Below are 18617 nucleotides of genomic sequence, written 5' to 3'. Positions count from 1 at the left end.
GAGCCACGGGTGCAACTGGTGATACCGGAGCGACTGGTGCGACCGGGGCAACTGGCGATACCGGCGCAACCGGAGCCCCGGGTGCCACTGGCGATACCGGAGCGACCGGCGCCACGGGTGCAACCGGCGATACCGGCGCAACAGGCTCGACTGGCTCGACTGGTGCCACCGGCTCGACTGGTGCCACAGGTTCGACTGGAGCAACCGGTGCGACTGGCGCAACGGGCTCGCAAGGTCCGACAGGCCCGACCGGAGGAACCGGTTCGGATGGTGGTGGAACCGGTAGTCATGGCAACAACGGCCACGGCAACGGAGAACAGCCCGCACCGGGCAATTCCGGGAACCATAACAATGCCGACAACAGCGGACATCAGGGACAGGGCAACTCTGCCGGTGGTCAGGGCAAAGGAAACGGGGGGCAAGCCGCGGTCACGTCCAACACGCTCGGGCTCAAGGACACCACACAGTTCCTGCAATCCGGCTCGGCTGACGGTAACAGTGATCCCGGCAAGAATGCGTCGTTCGGCCAACTGGTCAGCCTTGCGGCGACTTCGGTGACGACAGACCTGCTGAACGTCCTCAAGACAATCAGCGGATCTGGCAACAACCAGAACAAGCCTTCCGGAGCGAGCACGGATCTCACCTCGGATCAGACCAAGCCTGGCGCCGGCTACGCCAGCAACGACCACGCCGTCAAGACGTCCCTGAAGGATCTTTTGAAGCCGCACGAGTGAGCGGCGAATGGACCTGGACCATGACTGGTCCAGGGTTAAAACGGGCGCGCGGGCTTCGCTGGAAAGCGGGTCCGCGCGTCCAACATCCCGGACAGGGATTGGCATGAGAGTCGCACGGCGAATCAATTCGGAGTACAGTGGCGGCATGATCGAAACCCTCGGCAGGGACGCTTCGGCCCAAGAATTGTCGAGTTCGCTCTCGTGCCGGAAGACAAAGCCATGGTGAACCTCCCCGTGAACGCCGAAATCCAGGCGGTCCCGATCCAAGCCGGTTCTGCGCAAGGCGACGCGGCGGGCGGCGAAAGTACTATGGCGCGGATCCCTGGTGGTCCGGCCGAATTCGACAAGATCGGGCCGCGCCTCAAGGCGATGCTGCGAGCCGCCCGCTATCACGGTGTCGAGCTCGACCCGAACGAATTCAGGGCCGCGAGCGCCGTTCCGGCCGCCGCCGATCTGTCGCAGTGGGCGCAGGACGCCGGCATGTGGTCACGCGCCGTGCGCATCCGCTGGTCCCACCTTCTGCGCTTCCAGGACGCCGGGCCGGTCGTGCTTTTGTTCAACGATGGCGGCGCGGCTCTCCTCACCGGGGCGAGCGCCGAGCGAAACGTCGTCTTCCTGAAGAGTGCGGATGCACCCGACGATGGTGAGGCCGTCGCCATCGACGAGCTGCGGCTGTCGCAGGTGTGGACGGGCGAGGCACTGCTGGTGCGTGCCACGCGATCCTATGTCGCGGCGGACGCGCCCTTCACCCTTCGCTGGCTCGCCGAACTGGTGCGGCTCGAAAGCCACGCCCTGCGCGATATCACCATCGCCTCGTTCACGCTGAGCGTCCTTACCATCCTGCCGCCGCTCATCGTCATGACGGTGGTCAACAAGGTGCTGCAGTTCAACAGCATCTCGACGCTGGTGCTCCTATCGGCGGTGATCGCCGTGGTTTTCGCCTATGAGACACTGCTTGGCCATGCACGGCGGCTGATCATCAATGTCGTGGGCGCCCGTCTGGACACCAAGTTGCAGTTGCACGTCTTCAGCCGGCTGTTACGCCTGCCGCTCGACTATTTCGAGCGTCATCCGGCCGGCGAGACGATGTATCATCTCGCCCAGGTCTATCGCATTCGCGAGTTCCTGACCGGAAAACTCCTCAGCACGTTCCTGGATATGATTACGCTGTGCGTGCTGGTACCGGTCATGTTCTACATCAACCCTGCCCTCGCCTGGATCGTGCTGGCCTGCGCGGTGGTGATCATGCTGATCATCCTCGCTTTCCTGAGGCCGCTGCGCCGCAGATACCAGCGGGTGGTCGACGCCGAGACCTGGAAGTCGGCGGCACTGGGCGAGACTGTCGTCGGCATCAAGACGGTGAAGGCGCTCGGTCTCGAGCCGCAGCGCAAGGCGCTCTGGGACGAGCGGGTGGCCGAAGCGGGAAAGGCGCGTCTCGCCTTCGGACAGCTGGCAAGCTGGCCGCAGACCCTGGTCACGCCGATCGAACGCGTGATGGTGCTCGGCACCATGCTGATCGGCGCCTATCTCGCGATGAACGACCGCACCGGCTACATGGTTGGCGGCTTGTTCGCCTTCATGATGATCGCCCAGCGCGTGGCGCAGCCGCTGGTTGGCCTAGCGCGGCTGGTTGAAGACTACGAGGAGGTCGGTGCGGCGATCGGCGAGGCAGCGTCGGTCCTCAACCGGCCGCTGGAGAGCAGTTCGAATTCCACCGGCCTGAGACCCAGGCTGGTCGGCGAGGTCGTGTTCAGCGACCTGACCTTCAGCTATATCGCCACCAAGACGCCGGCGCTCGACCGGGTCAGCTTCCACATTCCGGCCGGCAGCATGTTTGGCATCGTTGGGCGCAGCGGGTCGGGAAAATCGACAATCGCGCGCCTCCTGCAGGGGATTAACCGCGACTACAGTGGTTTCCTTAAGCTTGATGGCGTCGACCTCAAGGAAATCAACCTGCGCCATCTTCGCCAAGGGCTCGGCGTGGTCCTCCAGGACAACTTTCTGTTCCGCGGGTCGATCCGCGACAACATCATCGCCGGCCGCCCAGGCCTGACGCTTTCCGACGCCATGCGCGCCGCGCACCTCGCCGGTGCCCAGGAATTCATCGAGCGGATGCCGAATGGCTACGACACCTACATCGAGGAAGGTTCGCCCAATCTGTCAGGCGGTCAAAAGCAGCGGCTGGCGATTGCGCGCGCGCTCATCCACGATCCGACCATTCTCATCCTCGACGAAGCGACCAGCGCACTCGACCCGGAGAGCGAGGCGGTTGTCAGCGCCAACCTCATGCGCATAGCCAGCGGGCGCACGATGATCATCGTTTCGCACCGGCTCGCCTCGCTGACCGAGTGCGACAACATCCTTGTCATGGATCAGGGCAAGGTCCTCGACGTCGCGCCGCACGCGACCTTGCTCGAACGATGCGCGCTCTATCGCCAGTTGTGGTCGCAGCAGAACCGGCACCTCGATGGCCGCCACGGCCGCCCGGTCGCTGTCCCGCCGCGGTTGGTTTGATCATGTCGCGCGCCTCATATTCGCATCAGGTCCGGTAACCCATGAGCAGCACCTCCCTCACCGCCCCTCCCGCTCGGTGGCACCGGATGGAAACGAAGGATCCGACGACGCCGGCCATACTCGAGTTCCAGTGGCCGTCGACGGCTGTCGCCAATGCGCCTATTCCGCGGGCGGCGCGAGGCATTGTCTGGATCGTCTCTAGCCTGGTCATCGCGCTGATCGCCCTGGCGGGGCTGATACCGGTCGATCAGGTCGTGACGACCAGAGGGCTGGTGGTCTCGCAATCCCCCAACATCGTCGTTCAGCCGCTGGAAACAGCGATTGTCCGCTCGATCGAGGTGCGGGAAGGACAGCGCGTCAAAGCTGGCCAATTGCTTGCCCGCCTCGATGCGACCTTTACCTCAGCCGACCAAACGGCACTGGCGATGCAGGTCTCGACGCTTGAAGCCGAGGTGGCGCGGTTGAAGGCCGAGGCCAGCGGCCAGACGTTCACCTACAACGGCCTCGACCCGAGTTGGACCCTGCAGGTGTCGATATTCGAGCAACGTAAGGCGGTCTACGACGCCAAGGTGGAGAATTTCGAACGCCAGCGTGACGAACTTAGCTCGGTGATTTCGCGATCGCAATCGGATGCCGACGGCTACCGCCAGCGGCTCACGGTCGCCGATTCGATCGAGCAGATGCGTAAACAGCTTGAGGCAAGGCAGGTAGGAAGCCGCCTCAACACGCTCCTAGCTGAGGACAACCGGGCGGAAATGTCCCGGGCACTGGGCAATGCCGATCAGACCGCGGAAGCAGCCAAACGCCAGCAAGCAGCGGTGGCCGCCGAGCGCGACGGCTACATTCAGGGCTGGCGCGCTGAAGTCTCGCAGAGCCTGTCGGAGGCGAGTTCGCGGATCTCGGACGCCCGCGAACTGCTCAACAAGGCAAAGCTTCGAAACCAGTTGGTCGAGTTGAAGAGTCAATCAGACGCCATCGTTCAATCGGTGGCAAAAGTCTCTGTCGGCTCGGTCATGCAGTCAGGGGAGCGCTTTATCACGCTCGTGCCGGCCGACGCGCCGCTCGAGATCGAGACAAACATCGTTGGCAGGAGCAGCGGTTTTGTGCATGTCGGCGACCCGGTGGTCATCAAGTTCGACACCTTCCCCTATTCGCAATACGGCCTCGCCCATGGAACCGTGCGGGCACTCAGCCCGGATTCCTTCTCGGCACAGGAGCAAGCGCGCGATCCGAACAGTTCCCTGGCCATGCTGCCTTCCGACGCCGAGCCATTCTATCGGACACGGATCTCCATCGACCAGGTCGCCCTCCACGGCGTTCCCGCCGGTTTCGCCGTCAGCCCCGGCATGCCGGTGACCGCCGACGTCAAGGTCGGTCGGCGCACGATACTCAAGTACATTCTCGGCGTCATGCTCCCGATCGGCCAGGAGGCGATGCGGGAGCCTTAGAGTACTGGAGGAATCAGAGGCTCGGATCGATGACAATCCTGGATCGGCTGACTGGTCTGGCCTTCCCGGCGGCGGTGTTGCGTCGGGCGATCCAGCTTGCTGACGGCGGCAAGGCGGCCGAAGCCTTTCCGCTTATGGCGAAAGCGGCGCGCGCGGGGATCGTTGACGCCGAGTACCGGGTCGCGCGATGCTATCTGGAAGGCGCCGGTGTGCCACCGAGCCGTATGGAAGGCGCGCGATGGCTGCTGCGGGCGGCAAACCACGGGAGCGCGGATGCGCAGGCGGTCCTCGCGGCGCTCTACGTCACCGGGCTGGTGACGGCGGAAGCCGACGGCAAGTGGCCCTCGGAGCACTTGTTCAAACCTGATTCCCCGGGAAAACCAGACTTCGCGGCCGCTTTCGACTTTGCCACCAAGGCGGCCGAGGCAGGCTCGGCCACGGGACAGGCGATCCTCGGTTATATCCTTACCAGCGGCCCAGCATCGATGCGCGATCCCGATGCCGCACACCGGTGGTACGAGAAGTCGGCTTCTGCCGGCTGCGCCGAAGGGTGCCTGGGCTTTGCCTTGTCGCTGGCTCGCCGCGGCAAGCGCGAGAACAGGGCCAGGATCGCGGACGAGGTGAGACGCGCGGCCGACGCCGGCCTGCCGACCGCGACCTATCTTCTTGCAGTCCTTACCGAGCACGGGCTCGGCGTAGCACGCGACATGGCGGCAGCCGTTCAACTCTATCAGGCTGCGGCAGAGAAGGGCCTGCCCTCCGCCCAGTTCCGGTTGGGATTGGCGCTGATTGACGGTGCACTCGTCGGCCAAGATGTCGCTGCCGGGGAGGGGTGGATGCGGCGTGCAGCCTTGGTCGGCAATATCGAGGCGGCCTATATGCTGGGCGATCGCTATGCGAAGACGCAGCGGCCGGATTTTGCAGAAGCCGCGAATTGGTATCGGCGGGCGGCCGAAGCGGGCCATCAAGACGCCGCCCGCGCTTTGGCCTCGCTCTATTTGACGGGAAATGGTGTGGCTCAGGATGTCGAGGAAGGAGCACGCTGGCTGCGATCTTCCGCAAATGGCGGCAATCAGCAGGCACAGACAGACCTCGCCAATCTTATCCTCGGAGGAGCCGGCGAGCCGGACGACGGTGCAAGCGTTGCCGGATGGTTCGAGGCGGCCGCATCATCGGGTGACCTCATCGCGGCATTCAACCTTGGGCTCTGCTTCGCCAAGGGCGTCGGCGTTCGCCAGGACGAGGGGCAAGCGGCTCACTGGCTGCGGCGCGCGGCCGAAGGCGTCGCCGAGGCGCAATATATGTATGCCCGCCTTCTCCAGGATGGACGCGGCGTGGCGCCCGACCCAACTCAGGCCCGTGTGTGGTTTGCGCGGGCGGCCGACGCCGGCGTCCTCGACGCACGCGTCGCGCTCGCCGAGATGCAACTCAATGGGCGCGGCGGCATGCCTGAGCCCGAGGCTGCAATGCAGCTGTTTGAGCAGGCCGCCGCCGACGGTCACGCCGGGGCGATGTTTGCGATTGGCGCGCTGTACGGAGCCGGCCACGGCCTGCCGGTCGATCAGGCAGCAGCGCAGAAATGGTACGCCGCCGCTGCCGGACGCGGGCATGGGCAAGCCCAATTCATGCTTGGACGTTATCTCTTGAAAGGCCTCGCCGGGGAGCGCGACCCGGTGGCAGGCCGTCTTTGGCTCGAACGTGCGGCTGCGCACGGTATCGGTGAAGCGGCAGAGGAATTGGCGGCTGCGGGCGGGTCCAACTAGGGCTGCTGTGGCCGTTGGAGTGAAGCAGCGCCAATAAGGCTGGAGGACCATTGGAGATCCGCCGACCGACTGGCCGCGCCCTGAGTTATATGCTCGTTCGACGCGGGAATTAGAGGCCCGGCCCCCAGGCGCCGTATTATTCCTTGTCAGGCCTGGCATATATTCTGGGGCCGCAGCAGTCACAGGTCCCAGATTGAGTGGTTCAGTAAGTTTGCACCACGGCGGGTCCACACAACCCAACTTCCGTTAAGCGCATAATGCGGCTGGAGGCGCAAGGCACGGATATCCCGGCGAACAAGGAGCGGTCAATATCGTCGGCAGAAGAGCCTGCGAAAAGAGCTTTCGGCGGCTCCGTCGGAACGAAAAGAAGAGAGTGCGATTTTTGCACACGTTGTCCCGTAAAATCTGATTTCATTTATCTATAGCGTAGTGATATCGCCGGACGGTTGCCTCCTTCAGCGTTCGGTTCATCCGCTCGACCTGACCGTTGGTCCATGGATGGTTGGGAGGGACGGTCTCGTCTTGTGCCGCGACGATTTACCAGTTTCGCCTGGAGCGCCACGTCGCCGTGCTGATCTTGCCGCCGAAGCATCTGACACGACCAACCGTTCAATTGAACTCTACGCGTGGGGCTGCCGCATCTCGATTGGTGGGCCGATTAGCCGTCATCCGCGGTTGAACGGAAAAGAAACCATTCGGCATCAAACTACTGCTTTTCGACGCACCTTTTTCGAAATGTCGGAACGAACGGCGGTCGAGCCGACAACGATGCCCCCATAGGTGAACCCGGTTCCATGAAGAGTCTAACAATACGCCACCGCATCCTCGTCAGCTTCGCTGCCGTTCTTGTGGTGATGTCGGTAATAGCCGTCATCGCGTACGCTTGGTTCCTCCAGACCCAGCAGGAGGCGACAGAGGTCGAAAAGGGCATCCTCCCAGACCTCTCTCACAGCACCGAGATCATGATCGGCCAGATGACCGCCCATAGCCTGCTCCAGGAATATGCGCTTGAGGACAACCCGTCGGACAAACGCACGCTTGAAAGCGCGATCGCGAGCAATCGCGATCAGGTGCAGCGGCGGATGGACGACTATGAAGCGAAAATCGTCTCCGATGTCGACAAGCAGAATTATGCGGCCGTCAAAGAACTCGCCAACCAATTTCGCCAAACTGAAACTGCTGTGCTGGACGCAAGCCGGGCTGCCCTGTCGAAAGGTGAAACTCCCAATGAGCGTACGGCCATCAAGAACACCGTGGAGCCGGTCTTTCTAAAATTGCAGTCCGCCCTGCAAGCCATGGTCGAGGATCATAGAGGCGAGGCGAACAGCGCGACACAGCGGATAGGCTCGATCGTTAGGACCGCGGAAGTGGGTTTGAGCGCTGGCCTGCTGATCGCCCTCGGGCTGGCCCTTCTTTTAGGATACCTGCTGTTTCGCGCCATCACGGGCCCGCTCACTCGCCTAGTCGACGCGGTTCAGTTGATGCGGCAAGGCGACTTCAGCGACCGCATCGATCTCAGGCGTCGAGACGAATTCAGCGTGCTTGCCGACGGCTTCAACGCAATGGCGGACGATCTCACCACTCTCATTGGTCAGGTTCAAAGGTCCGGCATACAGGTCAGTACGTCGATCACGGGGATCGCCGCCACCTCCAAGCAACAGCAGGCAACCGCCACCGAAATCGCAGCGACCACCACCGAGATCCGCGCAACAGCCAAGGAAATCTCCGCCACGTCAAACGAGTTGGTCCGGACGATGAACGAGGTCTCGACAGTTGCCGAGCAAACAGCTGTGGTCGCCGGCGGAGGGCAAGCGGGACTGGCCCGCATGGAAGAAACCATGCACCAGGTCATGGAAGCGGCGGCCGCGATCAATTCTAAACTTGCGATCCTGAGCGAGAAGGCCGGCAGCATCAACCAGGTGGTGACGACCATCACCAAAGTCGCCGATCAGACGAACCTGTTGTCGCTCAACGCTTCCATCGAGGCGGAGAAGGCAGGCCAATATGGCCGAGGCTTTGCAGTGGTGGCGACCGAAATCCGAAGGCTCGCGGACCAGACGGCCGTGTCCACCTACGATATCGAGCAGATGGTCAAGGATATCCAGTCGGCGGTCGCGGCCGGGGTAATGGGCATGGATAAGTTTTCAGAGCAGGTCCGCCGGGGCATGCAGGAAATCCAGCAGGTCGGCGGGCAACTGTTCGAAATCATTCAGCAGGTTCAGGGCCTGGTGCCACGTTTCGAAGTCGCCAATGAAGGCATGCAAGCCCAAGCGACCGGCGCGGGCCAGATCAGCGACACGCTCACCCAGCTGAGCGAGGCAGCTCAGCAAACAGTCGAATCTCTTCAGCAATCGGCACTCGCGATCGACGAGCTCAATCAAGTCTCGGGCGGGCTGCGAGGCAGCATTTCAAGATTCAAGCTGAGAGCATAGCAAGCTGGCAGTCGGAGATGACAATGCTATTCCTCGCCTTCAGCATGGGTAAGGATCGCTACCTGATCGACGTCAACCAGATTGAAGAGGTGTTGCCTTACATCGATGTCAAAGTGCTACCGGGAGCGCCGACCGGAGTGGTCGGACTGGCCAGCTATAACGGAATACCCATCCCGTTGATCGATGTGACTCTTCTGGCACTTGGCCGGCCATCCGAGCCGCGGTTGAGCACCCGGATCGTTGTGACGCGCTATCCGACGCAAGGTGGCGAGCAACGCCTGCTCGGGCTGATCGCGGAACGGGTGACGGACACGCTTGAGCGGGACCCTGCCGACTTCGCGCCGTTCGGACTGGAGCCAGGAACACCGCCCTATCTCGGTCCGGTGGCTTCGGATGGCCTGGAGATCATTCAGTGGGTCAAAGCGGAAGCGCTGCTTTCGGAAGAGATTCGTACCGCATTGTTCCACCAGGCCGCGATGGGTGATTGATGACCGGCGCAATCGAAAAACTCCTGACGGAAGCCATTGGACTGGACAGTGCCAGCGTTGGGCCGACAGTGGTCCGCCAGGCGGTCAGAGATCGAATGGCAGCATGCCGGATAACCAACCTTCAGGCCTATTGGGAACAGCTGACCGGTTCGCAGCAGGAACTGCAGGAGCTGATCAATGCTGTGGTGGTCTCGGAGACCTGGTTCTTTCGCGACCGGGAAGCGTTCACGATGCTGGCGCGGCATGCCCGTGTGAGCAAACGTCCTCAGCCGATAAAAGTCCTGAGTCTGCCATGTTCAACCGGCGAAGAGGCTTATTCGGTTGCCATGGCCATGTTCGATGCCGGCTTTGAGGCACACGAGTTCAACATCGATGCAGTGGACGTCAGCAGCCGCAATGTCGCGGTTGCTGAACGTGCCGTCTATGGGCGCAATTCGTTTCGCGGCAGCTATCTCGAATTCAAGGACCGCTATTTCGAAGCGGCCGAGGGCGGGTTGCGGCCCCATGCTGCGGTGTTAAAACAGGTTCGGTTTCGGGTCGGAAACCTTTTCGATCCTCGCGCGTGGTTCGGGCATGAGGTCTATGACATCCTGCTGTGCCGCAATTTGCTGATCTATTTCAATCGAGAGCTGCAGGATCGCGCATTGATCTGCCTGAAGGACCTCCTGGCCAAGGACGGACTTCTTCTGGTCGGTCCGGCGGAAGCGTCGCTTCCAAGGTTGCACGGCCTCGTTTCCGCTGAATGGCCACTGGCCTTCGCCTTCCTGAAGTCGGAGCCCGTTAAGACCGCGGCCCCGATAGTTTCCGCTGCCGTTCCTGTGCGGCCCCCAACCCCGAAGGTCAACAAGGCCAAGCCTGTTGTTCCGCCTCGGCTGGCAATCGGCAGGGAAGGTCGCGTGCGGGCCACGGCCAAGCCGCTAGACCAGCTCGCGGAAAGCCTCATCGCGGTTGAGCGAATCGCCAATGCGGGACGGGTAAAGGAGGCACAGGAAGTTGCCCTAGCGCATCTTAAGGCATTCGGTCCTTCGGCGGAAATCTTCTACCTCCTGGGCCTCGTTCAGGATGCGGATGGCGCTGCGCCCGAAGCCGCGCAAAGCTATCGGAAGGCGCTCTATTTCGCGCCAAATCATCGGGAAGCTCTGGTCCATCTGGCTTTGCTGCTTCGAAAGCAAGGCGACCATAGCGGCGCCGAGGCATTGGCCGGCCGGCTGGATCGGGCCCACAAAAGGAGCGGCACCTGATGGCGGCTTCGACAGGGATCGCTCAGCCGGTGGAGGAGATTGAAATCGACGACTGCTGGCGCCGGATCGGCGTGCGCGGCGACAAGTCGTGTCCGCTACTCGAGCGGCATTTGCACTGCCGCAATTGCCCGACCCACAAGAAGGCTGCACGGCGCCTCCTCGACCGTGCAGCCTCCTCGCAATATCCCGGCGAATGGCCTGACAAATCTGGTCCTGCCGATCTCGGTTCGGCAGACGACGAGGCGGTAAAGACCGCCGTTCTCTTCCGTTTGGGAGAGGAATGGCTGGCGCTTCCGGTCGGGATTTTTCATGAAGTGGCTGAGTCTCGCCGCGTTCATTCGCTCCCGCACCGAAGGAACAGTGCAGTGCTCGGCATTGCCAATGTCCGCGGTGAGTTGCTGATCTGCCTGTCGCTCTCTGAATTGCTCGGAATAGACGAGCGCAAGGAGGGGGAGCTAGGCACGCGATCCAAGCCATTTCGCCGCCTGGTCGTGGTCGGCGAGCCCGACAAGCGGGTTGCCTTTACGGTCGACGAGATCCACGGCTTACACCGCTACCGGGAAGGAGATACGCTCGCTGTGCCGGCCACGATCAGCAAGGCGCTGTCGGCCGCCACGGTTGCCGTGTTGCCCTGGCAGGGACGAGCCGTTGGCTGTCTCGACCCGGGACAACTGCTCGCGATGCTGGATCGGAGCATCGCATGACAGACGAGGACTTCAGCCAGGTTTCGATGCTGAGCCTCTTCCAGGCCGAACTGGAGAGCCAGTCGCAGGCTTTGACCTCCGGTCTTCTGGCGCTCGAACGCGATCCTGTCGCCGCCGATGCCTTGGAAGCATGCATGCGAGCCGCGCATTCCCTGAAAGGAGCTGCCCGCATCATCGACCTGACGCCCGCGGTCAAAGTTGCAAATGCGATGGAGGATTGCCTGGTCGCCGCGCAACGTGGGCATCTCAGGGTGCGACAGGAGCATATCGATGCGCTTCTGCAAGGCACCGACCTTCTGAAATTGATTGCATCGGGACCATCGAGCGAGAGCGTGCCCCCTGACGTCGAAGCCTTTCTCGCCAAGTTCGCGGAATTGGCCCTCCCCGATGCCACCCACTTGCCCCGCAAATCCGAAGCTGATTTCCCAGATGCCCAGGGGGTGCCGGCGACCACCCTTTCAGCGAGCCTCCTCGTTGCGACGGTGCCGCAAAGCCAAGGAAGCATCGGCTCCGACAGAATGGTTCGGGTGACGGCGGACAGCCTGAATCGATTGCTCGGGCTAGCCGGTGAGTCGCTGATGGAAGCGCGGCGGCTCAGGCCGTTCGCCGACGGGCTGCTGCGGCTGAAGCGGCTTCAATCGGACCTCGCAAGTGCGTTCGACGACCTTCATGCAGTGCTGCCGGCTGTTTCAAAGGACGAAGCAGTGGTGGAGGCGCTGGCCGAAGCGCAGCGAAAGCTTCGGCTGAGCCAGGCGTTCCTGGCGGAGCGTCTCGATGAGCTGGATTCAGTAGATCGAAAGGCCACCGATCTTGCCAACAGATTGTACGACGAGACGTTGGCGAGCCGGATGCGGCCGTTTGAAGACGGCGTGCGGCACTATGCGAGGATGGTTCGCGACCTCGGACGTACCCTCGGCAAGCGGGTGCGGCTGGAGATCGTAGGCGGCTCCACCGGCATCGACCGCGACATCCTCGAACAACTCGACGCACCTCTGGGGCATCTCCTACGCAACGCTGTAGACCACGGGCTTGAACCGCCCGAGGAGCGGGTCGCGGCAGGTAAACCGGCAGAGGGTCTCATCAGGCTCGAAGCGCGGCACAATGCCGGCCTGCTGCAAATAACCGTGGTGGACGACGGCAGGGGCATCGATTTGGCGGAGCTGCGCGAGACGATCGTCGACCGGCACCTCGCAACCAGGGAAAGTGCCAACACACTCAGCGAAACGGAATTGCTCGCCTTCCTGTTTCTGCCCGGCTTTTCGATGAAACTGGGCCTTACTGACGTCTCCGGCCGTGGTGTGGGGCTCGACGCTGTGCAGGCGATGACCAAGGAGGTCCGCGGTATCACCAGCGTCTCCTCGGAATTCGGGCACGGAACTAGGTTTCAACTGCAACTGCCGCTGACGTTGTCGGTCCTGCGCACGCTGCTCGTCGATGTCGATGGCGAGCCCTATGCGTTTCCGCTCGCTGCCATTTCGAAGACACTGAAATTGCAGCGGATGCAGATCAGTCTCCTTCAGGGTCGGCCGCATTTTCGTCTGAACGACCGACAGATCGGGCTGGTCACGGCACGCGAGGTGCTGAACCGTGGTGAGCCCGGATCTTCCGAACCGGACGCTCTCTCGGTCGTCGTCGTAGATGCCGGTCAGGGCGAAGCATACGGCTTGATCGTCGATCGTTTCCTCGGCGAACGCGAGCTGGTAATCCGGCCTCTCGATCCCCGCTTCGCCAAGATCAAGGACATCAGCGCCGCGGCCCTGATGGAGGACGGTTCGCCTGTCCTGATCTTCGACGTGGATGATCTGATAAGATCGGTGGAGAAGCTTGCATCATCCGGTGGATTTCGAGCCCTTCGGCGTGCTGCGGGCGGTCCAGAACCCGGCAGGCGCAAGCGCGTGCTGGTGATTGACGATTCACTCACGGTTCGCGAACTCCAGCGCAAGATGCTGGGCAATCACGGCTATGAGGTCGAAGTGGCGGTCGACGGCATGGACGGGTGGAATGCCGTCCGCTCCGGCCCCTTCGATCTTGTCGTGACGGACATCGACATGCCGCGCATGGACGGCATCGAGTTGGTGACCTTGATCCGAAAGGACGCTCATCTCAAGAACACGCCGATCATGATCGTTTCGTACAAGGATCGCGAGGAAGACCGCTCGCGCGGACTTGACGCCGGCGCAGACTACTATCTGACCAAGGGCAGCTTTCAGGACGAGGCGCTGATTCATGCCGTCGTGGACATGATTGGCGAGGCGACAGGATGAGATCGAAATTGGAAGCCAAGGAATGAGAATCGGCATAGTCAACGATATGCCGATGGCGGTCGAGCTTCTGCGCCGGCTGGTCGTGTCGACCCGCGAACATCAGGTCGCGTGGATGGCGGCCAATGGGCGTGAAGCGGTCGAGGCCTGCAGACGTGACCTGCCGGATCTGATACTCATGGATCTAGCAATGCCAGAGATAGACGGCGTGGAAGCGACCCGCCGGATCATGGCAGAAACCCCGTGCTCGATCTTGCTGGTGACCGCCAGTATCGAAGCCAACGTCGCCGGGGTCTACGAAGCAATGGGTCATGGCGCGCTCGACGCGGTCGATATCCCGTCGGTGGGCATCGCAGGCAACGCCTCCTCGCAATCCGCACGGCTTCTGACCAACAAGATTGCAACGATCGGTAAGCTGGTCCGTGATGCGCCATCCAAGGCAAGCGGGCCGATATCAGTTGCCGCCGACCCCTCCCCTCAACGCTTGGTAGTGATCGGCGCCTCGGCGGGCGGGCCGGCTGCCGTTGCAAAGGTGCTCAGCGCCTTTCCCATTGATTTTGGCTGCGCAATCGTGCTCGTCCAGCATCTCGATTCTCAGTTCATTCCAGGCCTTGTCGATTGGCTCGGGCAGCATACCCCGCTTCCGATCCGTCCGGCGCGAGAAAAGGAGAAGCCTCAAGCGGGCACCGTTCTTGTCGCCAGTTCGGATGACCATCTGGTTTTCAAATCGGCTCAGCAACTCGGCTACACGTCCACCCCCAAGGACAACGTCTATCGGCCGTCGGTGGATGTGTTTTTCGAAAGCGCGGCGCAATGGTGGCCGGGTTCGGTAATTGGCGTCCTGCTTACAGGCATGGGTAGGGATGGGGCGCGCGGGCTGAGAAAGCTGCGCGACAAGGGGCATCTCACAATCGCGCAGGATGAAGCAACCAGTGCAGTCTATGGCATGCCGAAGGCCGCCGCTGCGATCGGTGCGGCGGTTGATATTCTTCCTTTGAGCGCTATCGGCTTACGCATAATCGAAGCCTGCGGGCGCTCCACGTGAAAGGGGATCGTCTGATGACGCAACAATCCGAGCTGGTGCCGCCGCTGGCAGATAACTATTCGTCGATGGTTCTGCTCATCGATGATCAGGTCATGGTTTGCGAGGCGGTCAGGCGCGCCCTGGCTAACGAGCCAGATATCGCCTTGCACTTCTGCACCGACCCATTGAAGGCGATGGCGGTCGCGGATGAGGTAAAGCCAACCGTAATCCTCCAGGACCTGGTCATGCCCGGGGTCGACGGGCTGCATCTGGTGAAAGAATACAGGAAGCGTTCGTCGACACACTCGGTTCCAGTCATTGTGCTGTCGAGCAAGGAAGATCCAGCTACCAAAGGCGAAGCTTTCGCTGCCGGGGCCAACGACTATCTCGTCAAACTGCCGGATCGCATCGAGCTGATTGCGCGCATTCGGTATCATACGCGGGCCTATCTGGACCATGTCCAGCGAGACGCGGCGTACCGCGCGCTGAGGGAAAGCCAGCGACAGCTGATCAGCGCAAATCTCGAGCTTGAGCGTCTGACGCGGATCGATGGCCTGACGGGTCTCGGCAACAGGCGCTATTTCGATGAATATCTGGCGGCTGAGTGGAAACGCGCGCTTCGCGCACAGTCTCCCTTGTCGCTATTGATGATCGATGCCGACAACTTCAAACGATACAACGATGCCTATGGCCACATGGCCGGCGATGAGGTGCTCAAGCAAATCGCCCGGGTTATCCAGGGCAGTTCCGGCCGCTCCACCGATCTCGCTGCGCGCTACGGAGGCGAAGAGTTCGTCATCGTTCTGGTCGACACTTTGCTGGAACAATCGAGCAGCATCGGGGAGCGGCTCGTCCAGGGCGTTCGGAACCTGAACATCCCGCACGGCCCGGATCGGGTTACCATCAGCGTCGGCGTCGCGACAACAGTGCCCAACGAGAACGAGACGCCAAACGATTTCGTCAATGCCGCCGATTTGGCACTCTTCCGCGCTAAGTCGGAAGGACGAGATCGTGTGGCGCTTCACGTGCCCCGCAGCTAGGTGGCAGTGACGATTTAACTATTTGAGCCAAATGGACGTTGGGCACTCGCAGAGGGTAGACGGGGTCGGTCCAGTACGGTCTGGGCAAACTCTAATGCATCTCAACGAGTCGTCGCTATAGTACGTCAAGGTACTCGGACGCATTCGTCGTTTTCCGTTCAGGACAACAGGTTAATCCCGAAAAACCTGAGCTGTGTCAGCGGCCATGCGAAACCCAAAACGAACGCGGGAGCCGATATGTCAGGTTTGCCGCCCAGGCTATTACCGCCGGCTCAATCTGCAAGCACGCTCCGCCTTTGCGTGTTTTTCGTGTGACTGACTAATCAGCTGATTTCCATTTCTATTCGGTTCGGCGAGCCGCTTGGGAGAGGCAATCACCTCGTGTATCGCCTTAACGCGTCAGCGATCCTTCGTTCTCGCACACAGCACCAATCTTGTGGCGGTTCCCGTCTACGATCAATCATTCTGTCAAAGAGTACCTGTATTTGATTGTACGCTAATATACGTTCTCAGCTAGGCAGGCACTGGGGCTATCGAACCAGACGAAGGAAATTGGATGGCCACTCTCCATTATGCATCAGGCGGATCAGCGACGGACGTCGCAACCGCCGGGTTCAATCTTGTCGACGTTTCATCCGTGGACGAACTCAACGCCTTGCCGGCTGGCACGAAAGGTCTGGTCTGGCTCGATGAAGCCAATGGCGCAACCTCGTCTTTCATTGACAAAGTCACGCCCTTCATCGGCAATCCGAAGGTGTTCGGCTTCTTCCTCGTCGACGAGCCCGATCCCACGGGCAAATGGGGAACCTATGCCACAGCCGACAATCTGAAGGCGGAATCCGACTGGATCCACACCCACCTGCCCGGCGCCAAGACCTTCATCACCATGATGAACATGGGGTCTTCGGCTGATCCCGATTTTTCAAACACCTTCAATCCCGCCAACACCCATATCGACTATTACGGCGTGGATCCCTACCCGGTGCGCACCGGCACAAGCACGGTCGACTACAACATGATCGACAGGACCGTGGCCGCGGCGGTCGCCTCGGGCGTTCCGCTCAGCCAGATCGTTCCGGTTTATCAGACGTTCGGCGGCGGCAACTACACCACCGATACGGGCGGCCAATATGTCCTTCCCAGCGTCGCCCAGGAGCAGACCATGCTGGACCACTGGGCCAAGGTAGCGCCATCGCCCGCCTTCGACTATGCCTATGCCTGGGGCTCTCAACAGGGCGATACCGCGCTTGGCGACTCGCCGGCGCTGCAGGCCTTATTTCAGCAACATAATCTCAGCAGCGCCGCAAGCGCCCCCACCATCCCTCCCCCGAGCATCTCTGGGACCGCTAGTACCTCTAGTACCTCTAGTACCTCTAGTACCTCTAGTACTCCTAGTACTCCTACCAATACCTCCGGTACCCACGGCAGCCCTGGCACCGCTAGTACACCGAGCACTCCAGTTGTCGCCAATTCCAGCGATGGTAGACATCATGATTCTGACGGTGCCGATTTGATCCACGGAACCGACGGCGTCCATCATGTCGCCAATGCCAGCCACTGGACGACAGAGTCGGCCGGTGTCGGCGGGGGCATAGGACTCGCCTCACTGGCCGATGCCAGCGGCGATGCCTTCGCATTCGATACAGCTGCTCTTACGGCCCGGAGTGCCGACCGCCCTGTGGACTTCAGCGTCTCCCAACAAAAGTTTCATCTCGACCACGCTTTGGGGCTTCACACCGGCGCTCCGCCGAATGGCGCCCTCGCCGCCGGCATGGGCACGCATGATGGTAGCGACCATATCATCTACAACAGTTCGACCGGCGCGCTCTCTTTCGACAACCACGGCAACGGAGGTGCGCATCACATAGAGTTCACCCATTTTCCTGGTGCCTTTATGACTTGAAAGGGCCTTTAGGATGGCCAACATCGACCCGAATAGAAAGGCCGACATCGACCGAAGCCTCGCAATTCACTCTTTGACCAAGTCTATGACCCTTGAAGAGCGTTCGAGAAGAGATATTGGCCGCCTCGGCATGGAAAGTTCGCTGGCGAACGTGTGGGGGCGATCTGGACGCAGGCGCAGGTTGCCCCTGAAGCATCATCTTGCCGCCACTACCGCCTGGCCCCCAATGAATATCGCGAGAAGTGGGGGCTGAAGCCAGAGTGGCCCGAACTATTCGGCCCAAAGATCGGCATTGCCGAAGTCGAACGGGCTCGGGCGCAAAGCAGTCGCCCAACCTTCCAACAAGCGCGGGCGGAGAAATCCGCCTCGGGAGATCTCTCGGCTGCCGCATCGCAAGAGCGAAAATGCAAGAGAAGCAGAATTTTCGTGTGCAATATGTGCACACGAACTCCGATAACTATTTGATCTTGTTTACCAATACTCCCCATCCATCAAACAAGCGCACCGTCGAAGGTTCTATAGGCGCGTTATGTTGGTCGCCCTCACGACAATATCGTTCTGGCGGAATTCCTCGGCGAGCTTCCCCTTCACTGTTTGCCAATATGTGGCTTCCAGAGTCTCGGCCATGACCTCGAACAATACGACCTCATCTTGGTGACTGCTGCCGCGGCCTTCGCGCCACAAGCCATTGGCCGGCGAACGCATGTAAGCGGTCGCACCGCCAAATTTCTCGGCGAGTCGTTCTTGGACTTCACGGTAGAGCGTCGTTGGGAAAGGTGTCCCGGAATTGTCACTCAAAGGGAGCAGTATTTCCACCAGTACCATATTCAAATCCTTTGCGCGTCAGCCTGATAATGACATTCCAAAGGGGAAGTTCCGTTGACGCAGCCTCCGCCGTCGGTCCTGTTCGACGCTTGGCCCGGTGCTCTGCCGCCGCCGCGGCCTCCTTGGCCGCTTCAAGGCCCCGGGGGAGATGACTTCGTCCTTTTCAGGGAGCTCGCGACCTGGTCTTGCCACGCGTTGGTGATCTCACGAGTGAACACCTCCAATCAATGACAGCGCACT

At 61.3% G+C, this 18617-nt stretch carries 12 protein-coding genes and 1 pseudogene; 12 read left to right on the top strand and 1 reads right to left on the bottom strand.

The window, feature by feature from the left end:
- The 12 genes and pseudogenes from FJV83_RS30325 to FJV83_RS30265 all read left to right on the top strand — a co-directional run.
- A pseudogene (locus FJV83_RS30325) lies at positions 1–734 on the top strand (hypothetical protein); the annotation flags it as partial.
- Between the two features lie 219 nt (positions 735–953).
- Positions 954–3248, top strand: coding sequence for a peptidase domain-containing ABC transporter (locus FJV83_RS30320; protein ID WP_185973334.1), 2295 nt, complete (start codon positions 954–956; stop codon positions 3246–3248).
- Between the two features lie 86 nt (positions 3249–3334).
- Complete coding sequence (locus FJV83_RS30315; RefSeq protein WP_185973335.1) at positions 3335–4696, top strand: HlyD family type I secretion periplasmic adaptor subunit; 1362 nt, start codon at positions 3335–3337, stop codon at positions 4694–4696.
- 29 nt (positions 4697–4725) lie between these two features.
- Positions 4726–6459: a tetratricopeptide repeat protein gene (locus FJV83_RS30310; RefSeq protein ID WP_142878153.1), complete on the top strand. Its 1734-nt coding sequence runs from the start codon at positions 4726–4728 to the stop codon at positions 6457–6459.
- A gap of 794 nt (positions 6460–7253) precedes the next feature.
- Positions 7254–8891 (top strand): methyl-accepting chemotaxis protein, encoded by a 1638-nt coding sequence (locus FJV83_RS30300; RefSeq protein ID WP_142878152.1) that lies wholly within the window; start codon positions 7254–7256, stop codon positions 8889–8891.
- Positions 8892–8914: 23 nt separating this feature from the next.
- Positions 8915–9379: a chemotaxis protein CheW gene (locus FJV83_RS30295; RefSeq protein ID WP_095776179.1), complete on the top strand. Its 465-nt coding sequence runs from the start codon at positions 8915–8917 to the stop codon at positions 9377–9379.
- Positions 9379–10620, top strand: a complete 1242-nt coding sequence (locus tag FJV83_RS30290) for a protein-glutamate O-methyltransferase CheR (RefSeq protein ID WP_142878151.1) — start codon at positions 9379–9381, stop codon at positions 10618–10620. The genes FJV83_RS30295 and FJV83_RS30290 overlap by 1 nt, the downstream gene beginning before the upstream one ends.
- Positions 10620–11324, top strand: coding sequence for a chemotaxis protein CheW (locus FJV83_RS30285; protein ID WP_142878150.1), 705 nt, complete (start codon positions 10620–10622; stop codon positions 11322–11324). Before FJV83_RS30290 ends, FJV83_RS30285 begins: the two co-directional genes overlap by 1 nt.
- Positions 11321–13588 carry a hybrid sensor histidine kinase/response regulator gene (locus FJV83_RS30280; RefSeq protein WP_142878149.1) on the top strand — a complete coding sequence of 756 codons (2268 nt, stop codon included), beginning with the start codon at positions 11321–11323 and terminating at the stop codon, positions 13586–13588. The genes FJV83_RS30285 and FJV83_RS30280 overlap by 4 nt, the downstream gene beginning before the upstream one ends.
- A 22-nt stretch (positions 13589–13610) precedes the next feature.
- Positions 13611–14630 carry a chemotaxis response regulator protein-glutamate methylesterase gene (locus FJV83_RS30275; protein WP_142878148.1) on the top strand — a complete coding sequence of 340 codons (1020 nt, stop codon included), beginning with the start codon at positions 13611–13613 and terminating at the stop codon, positions 14628–14630.
- A gap of 14 nt (positions 14631–14644) precedes the next feature.
- Positions 14645–15649 carry a PleD family two-component system response regulator gene (locus tag FJV83_RS30270; RefSeq protein ID WP_095776171.1) on the top strand — a complete coding sequence of 335 codons (1005 nt, stop codon included), beginning with the start codon at positions 14645–14647 and terminating at the stop codon, positions 15647–15649.
- Between the two features lie 556 nt (positions 15650–16205).
- Complete coding sequence (locus FJV83_RS30265) at positions 16206–17552, top strand: calcium-binding protein (RefSeq protein ID WP_142885347.1); 1347 nt, start codon at positions 16206–16208, stop codon at positions 17550–17552.
- Positions 17553–18068: 516 nt separating this feature from the next.
- Here the strand turns inward: FJV83_RS30265 and FJV83_RS30255 are convergent.
- The gene (locus FJV83_RS30255) at positions 18069–18377 is read right to left on the bottom strand and encodes a hypothetical protein (RefSeq protein ID WP_095774488.1); all 309 of its coding nucleotides are present in this window, start codon (positions 18375–18377) and stop codon (positions 18069–18071) included.
- Positions 18378–18617 lie beyond the last annotated feature (240 nt).

Source organism: Mesorhizobium sp. WSM4307, assembly GCF_007003945.1.
In the GTDB taxonomy this organism is placed as follows: Bacteria; Pseudomonadota; Alphaproteobacteria; order Rhizobiales; family Rhizobiaceae; genus Mesorhizobium.
This window is presented reverse-complemented; position numbering and strand designations above follow the sequence as displayed.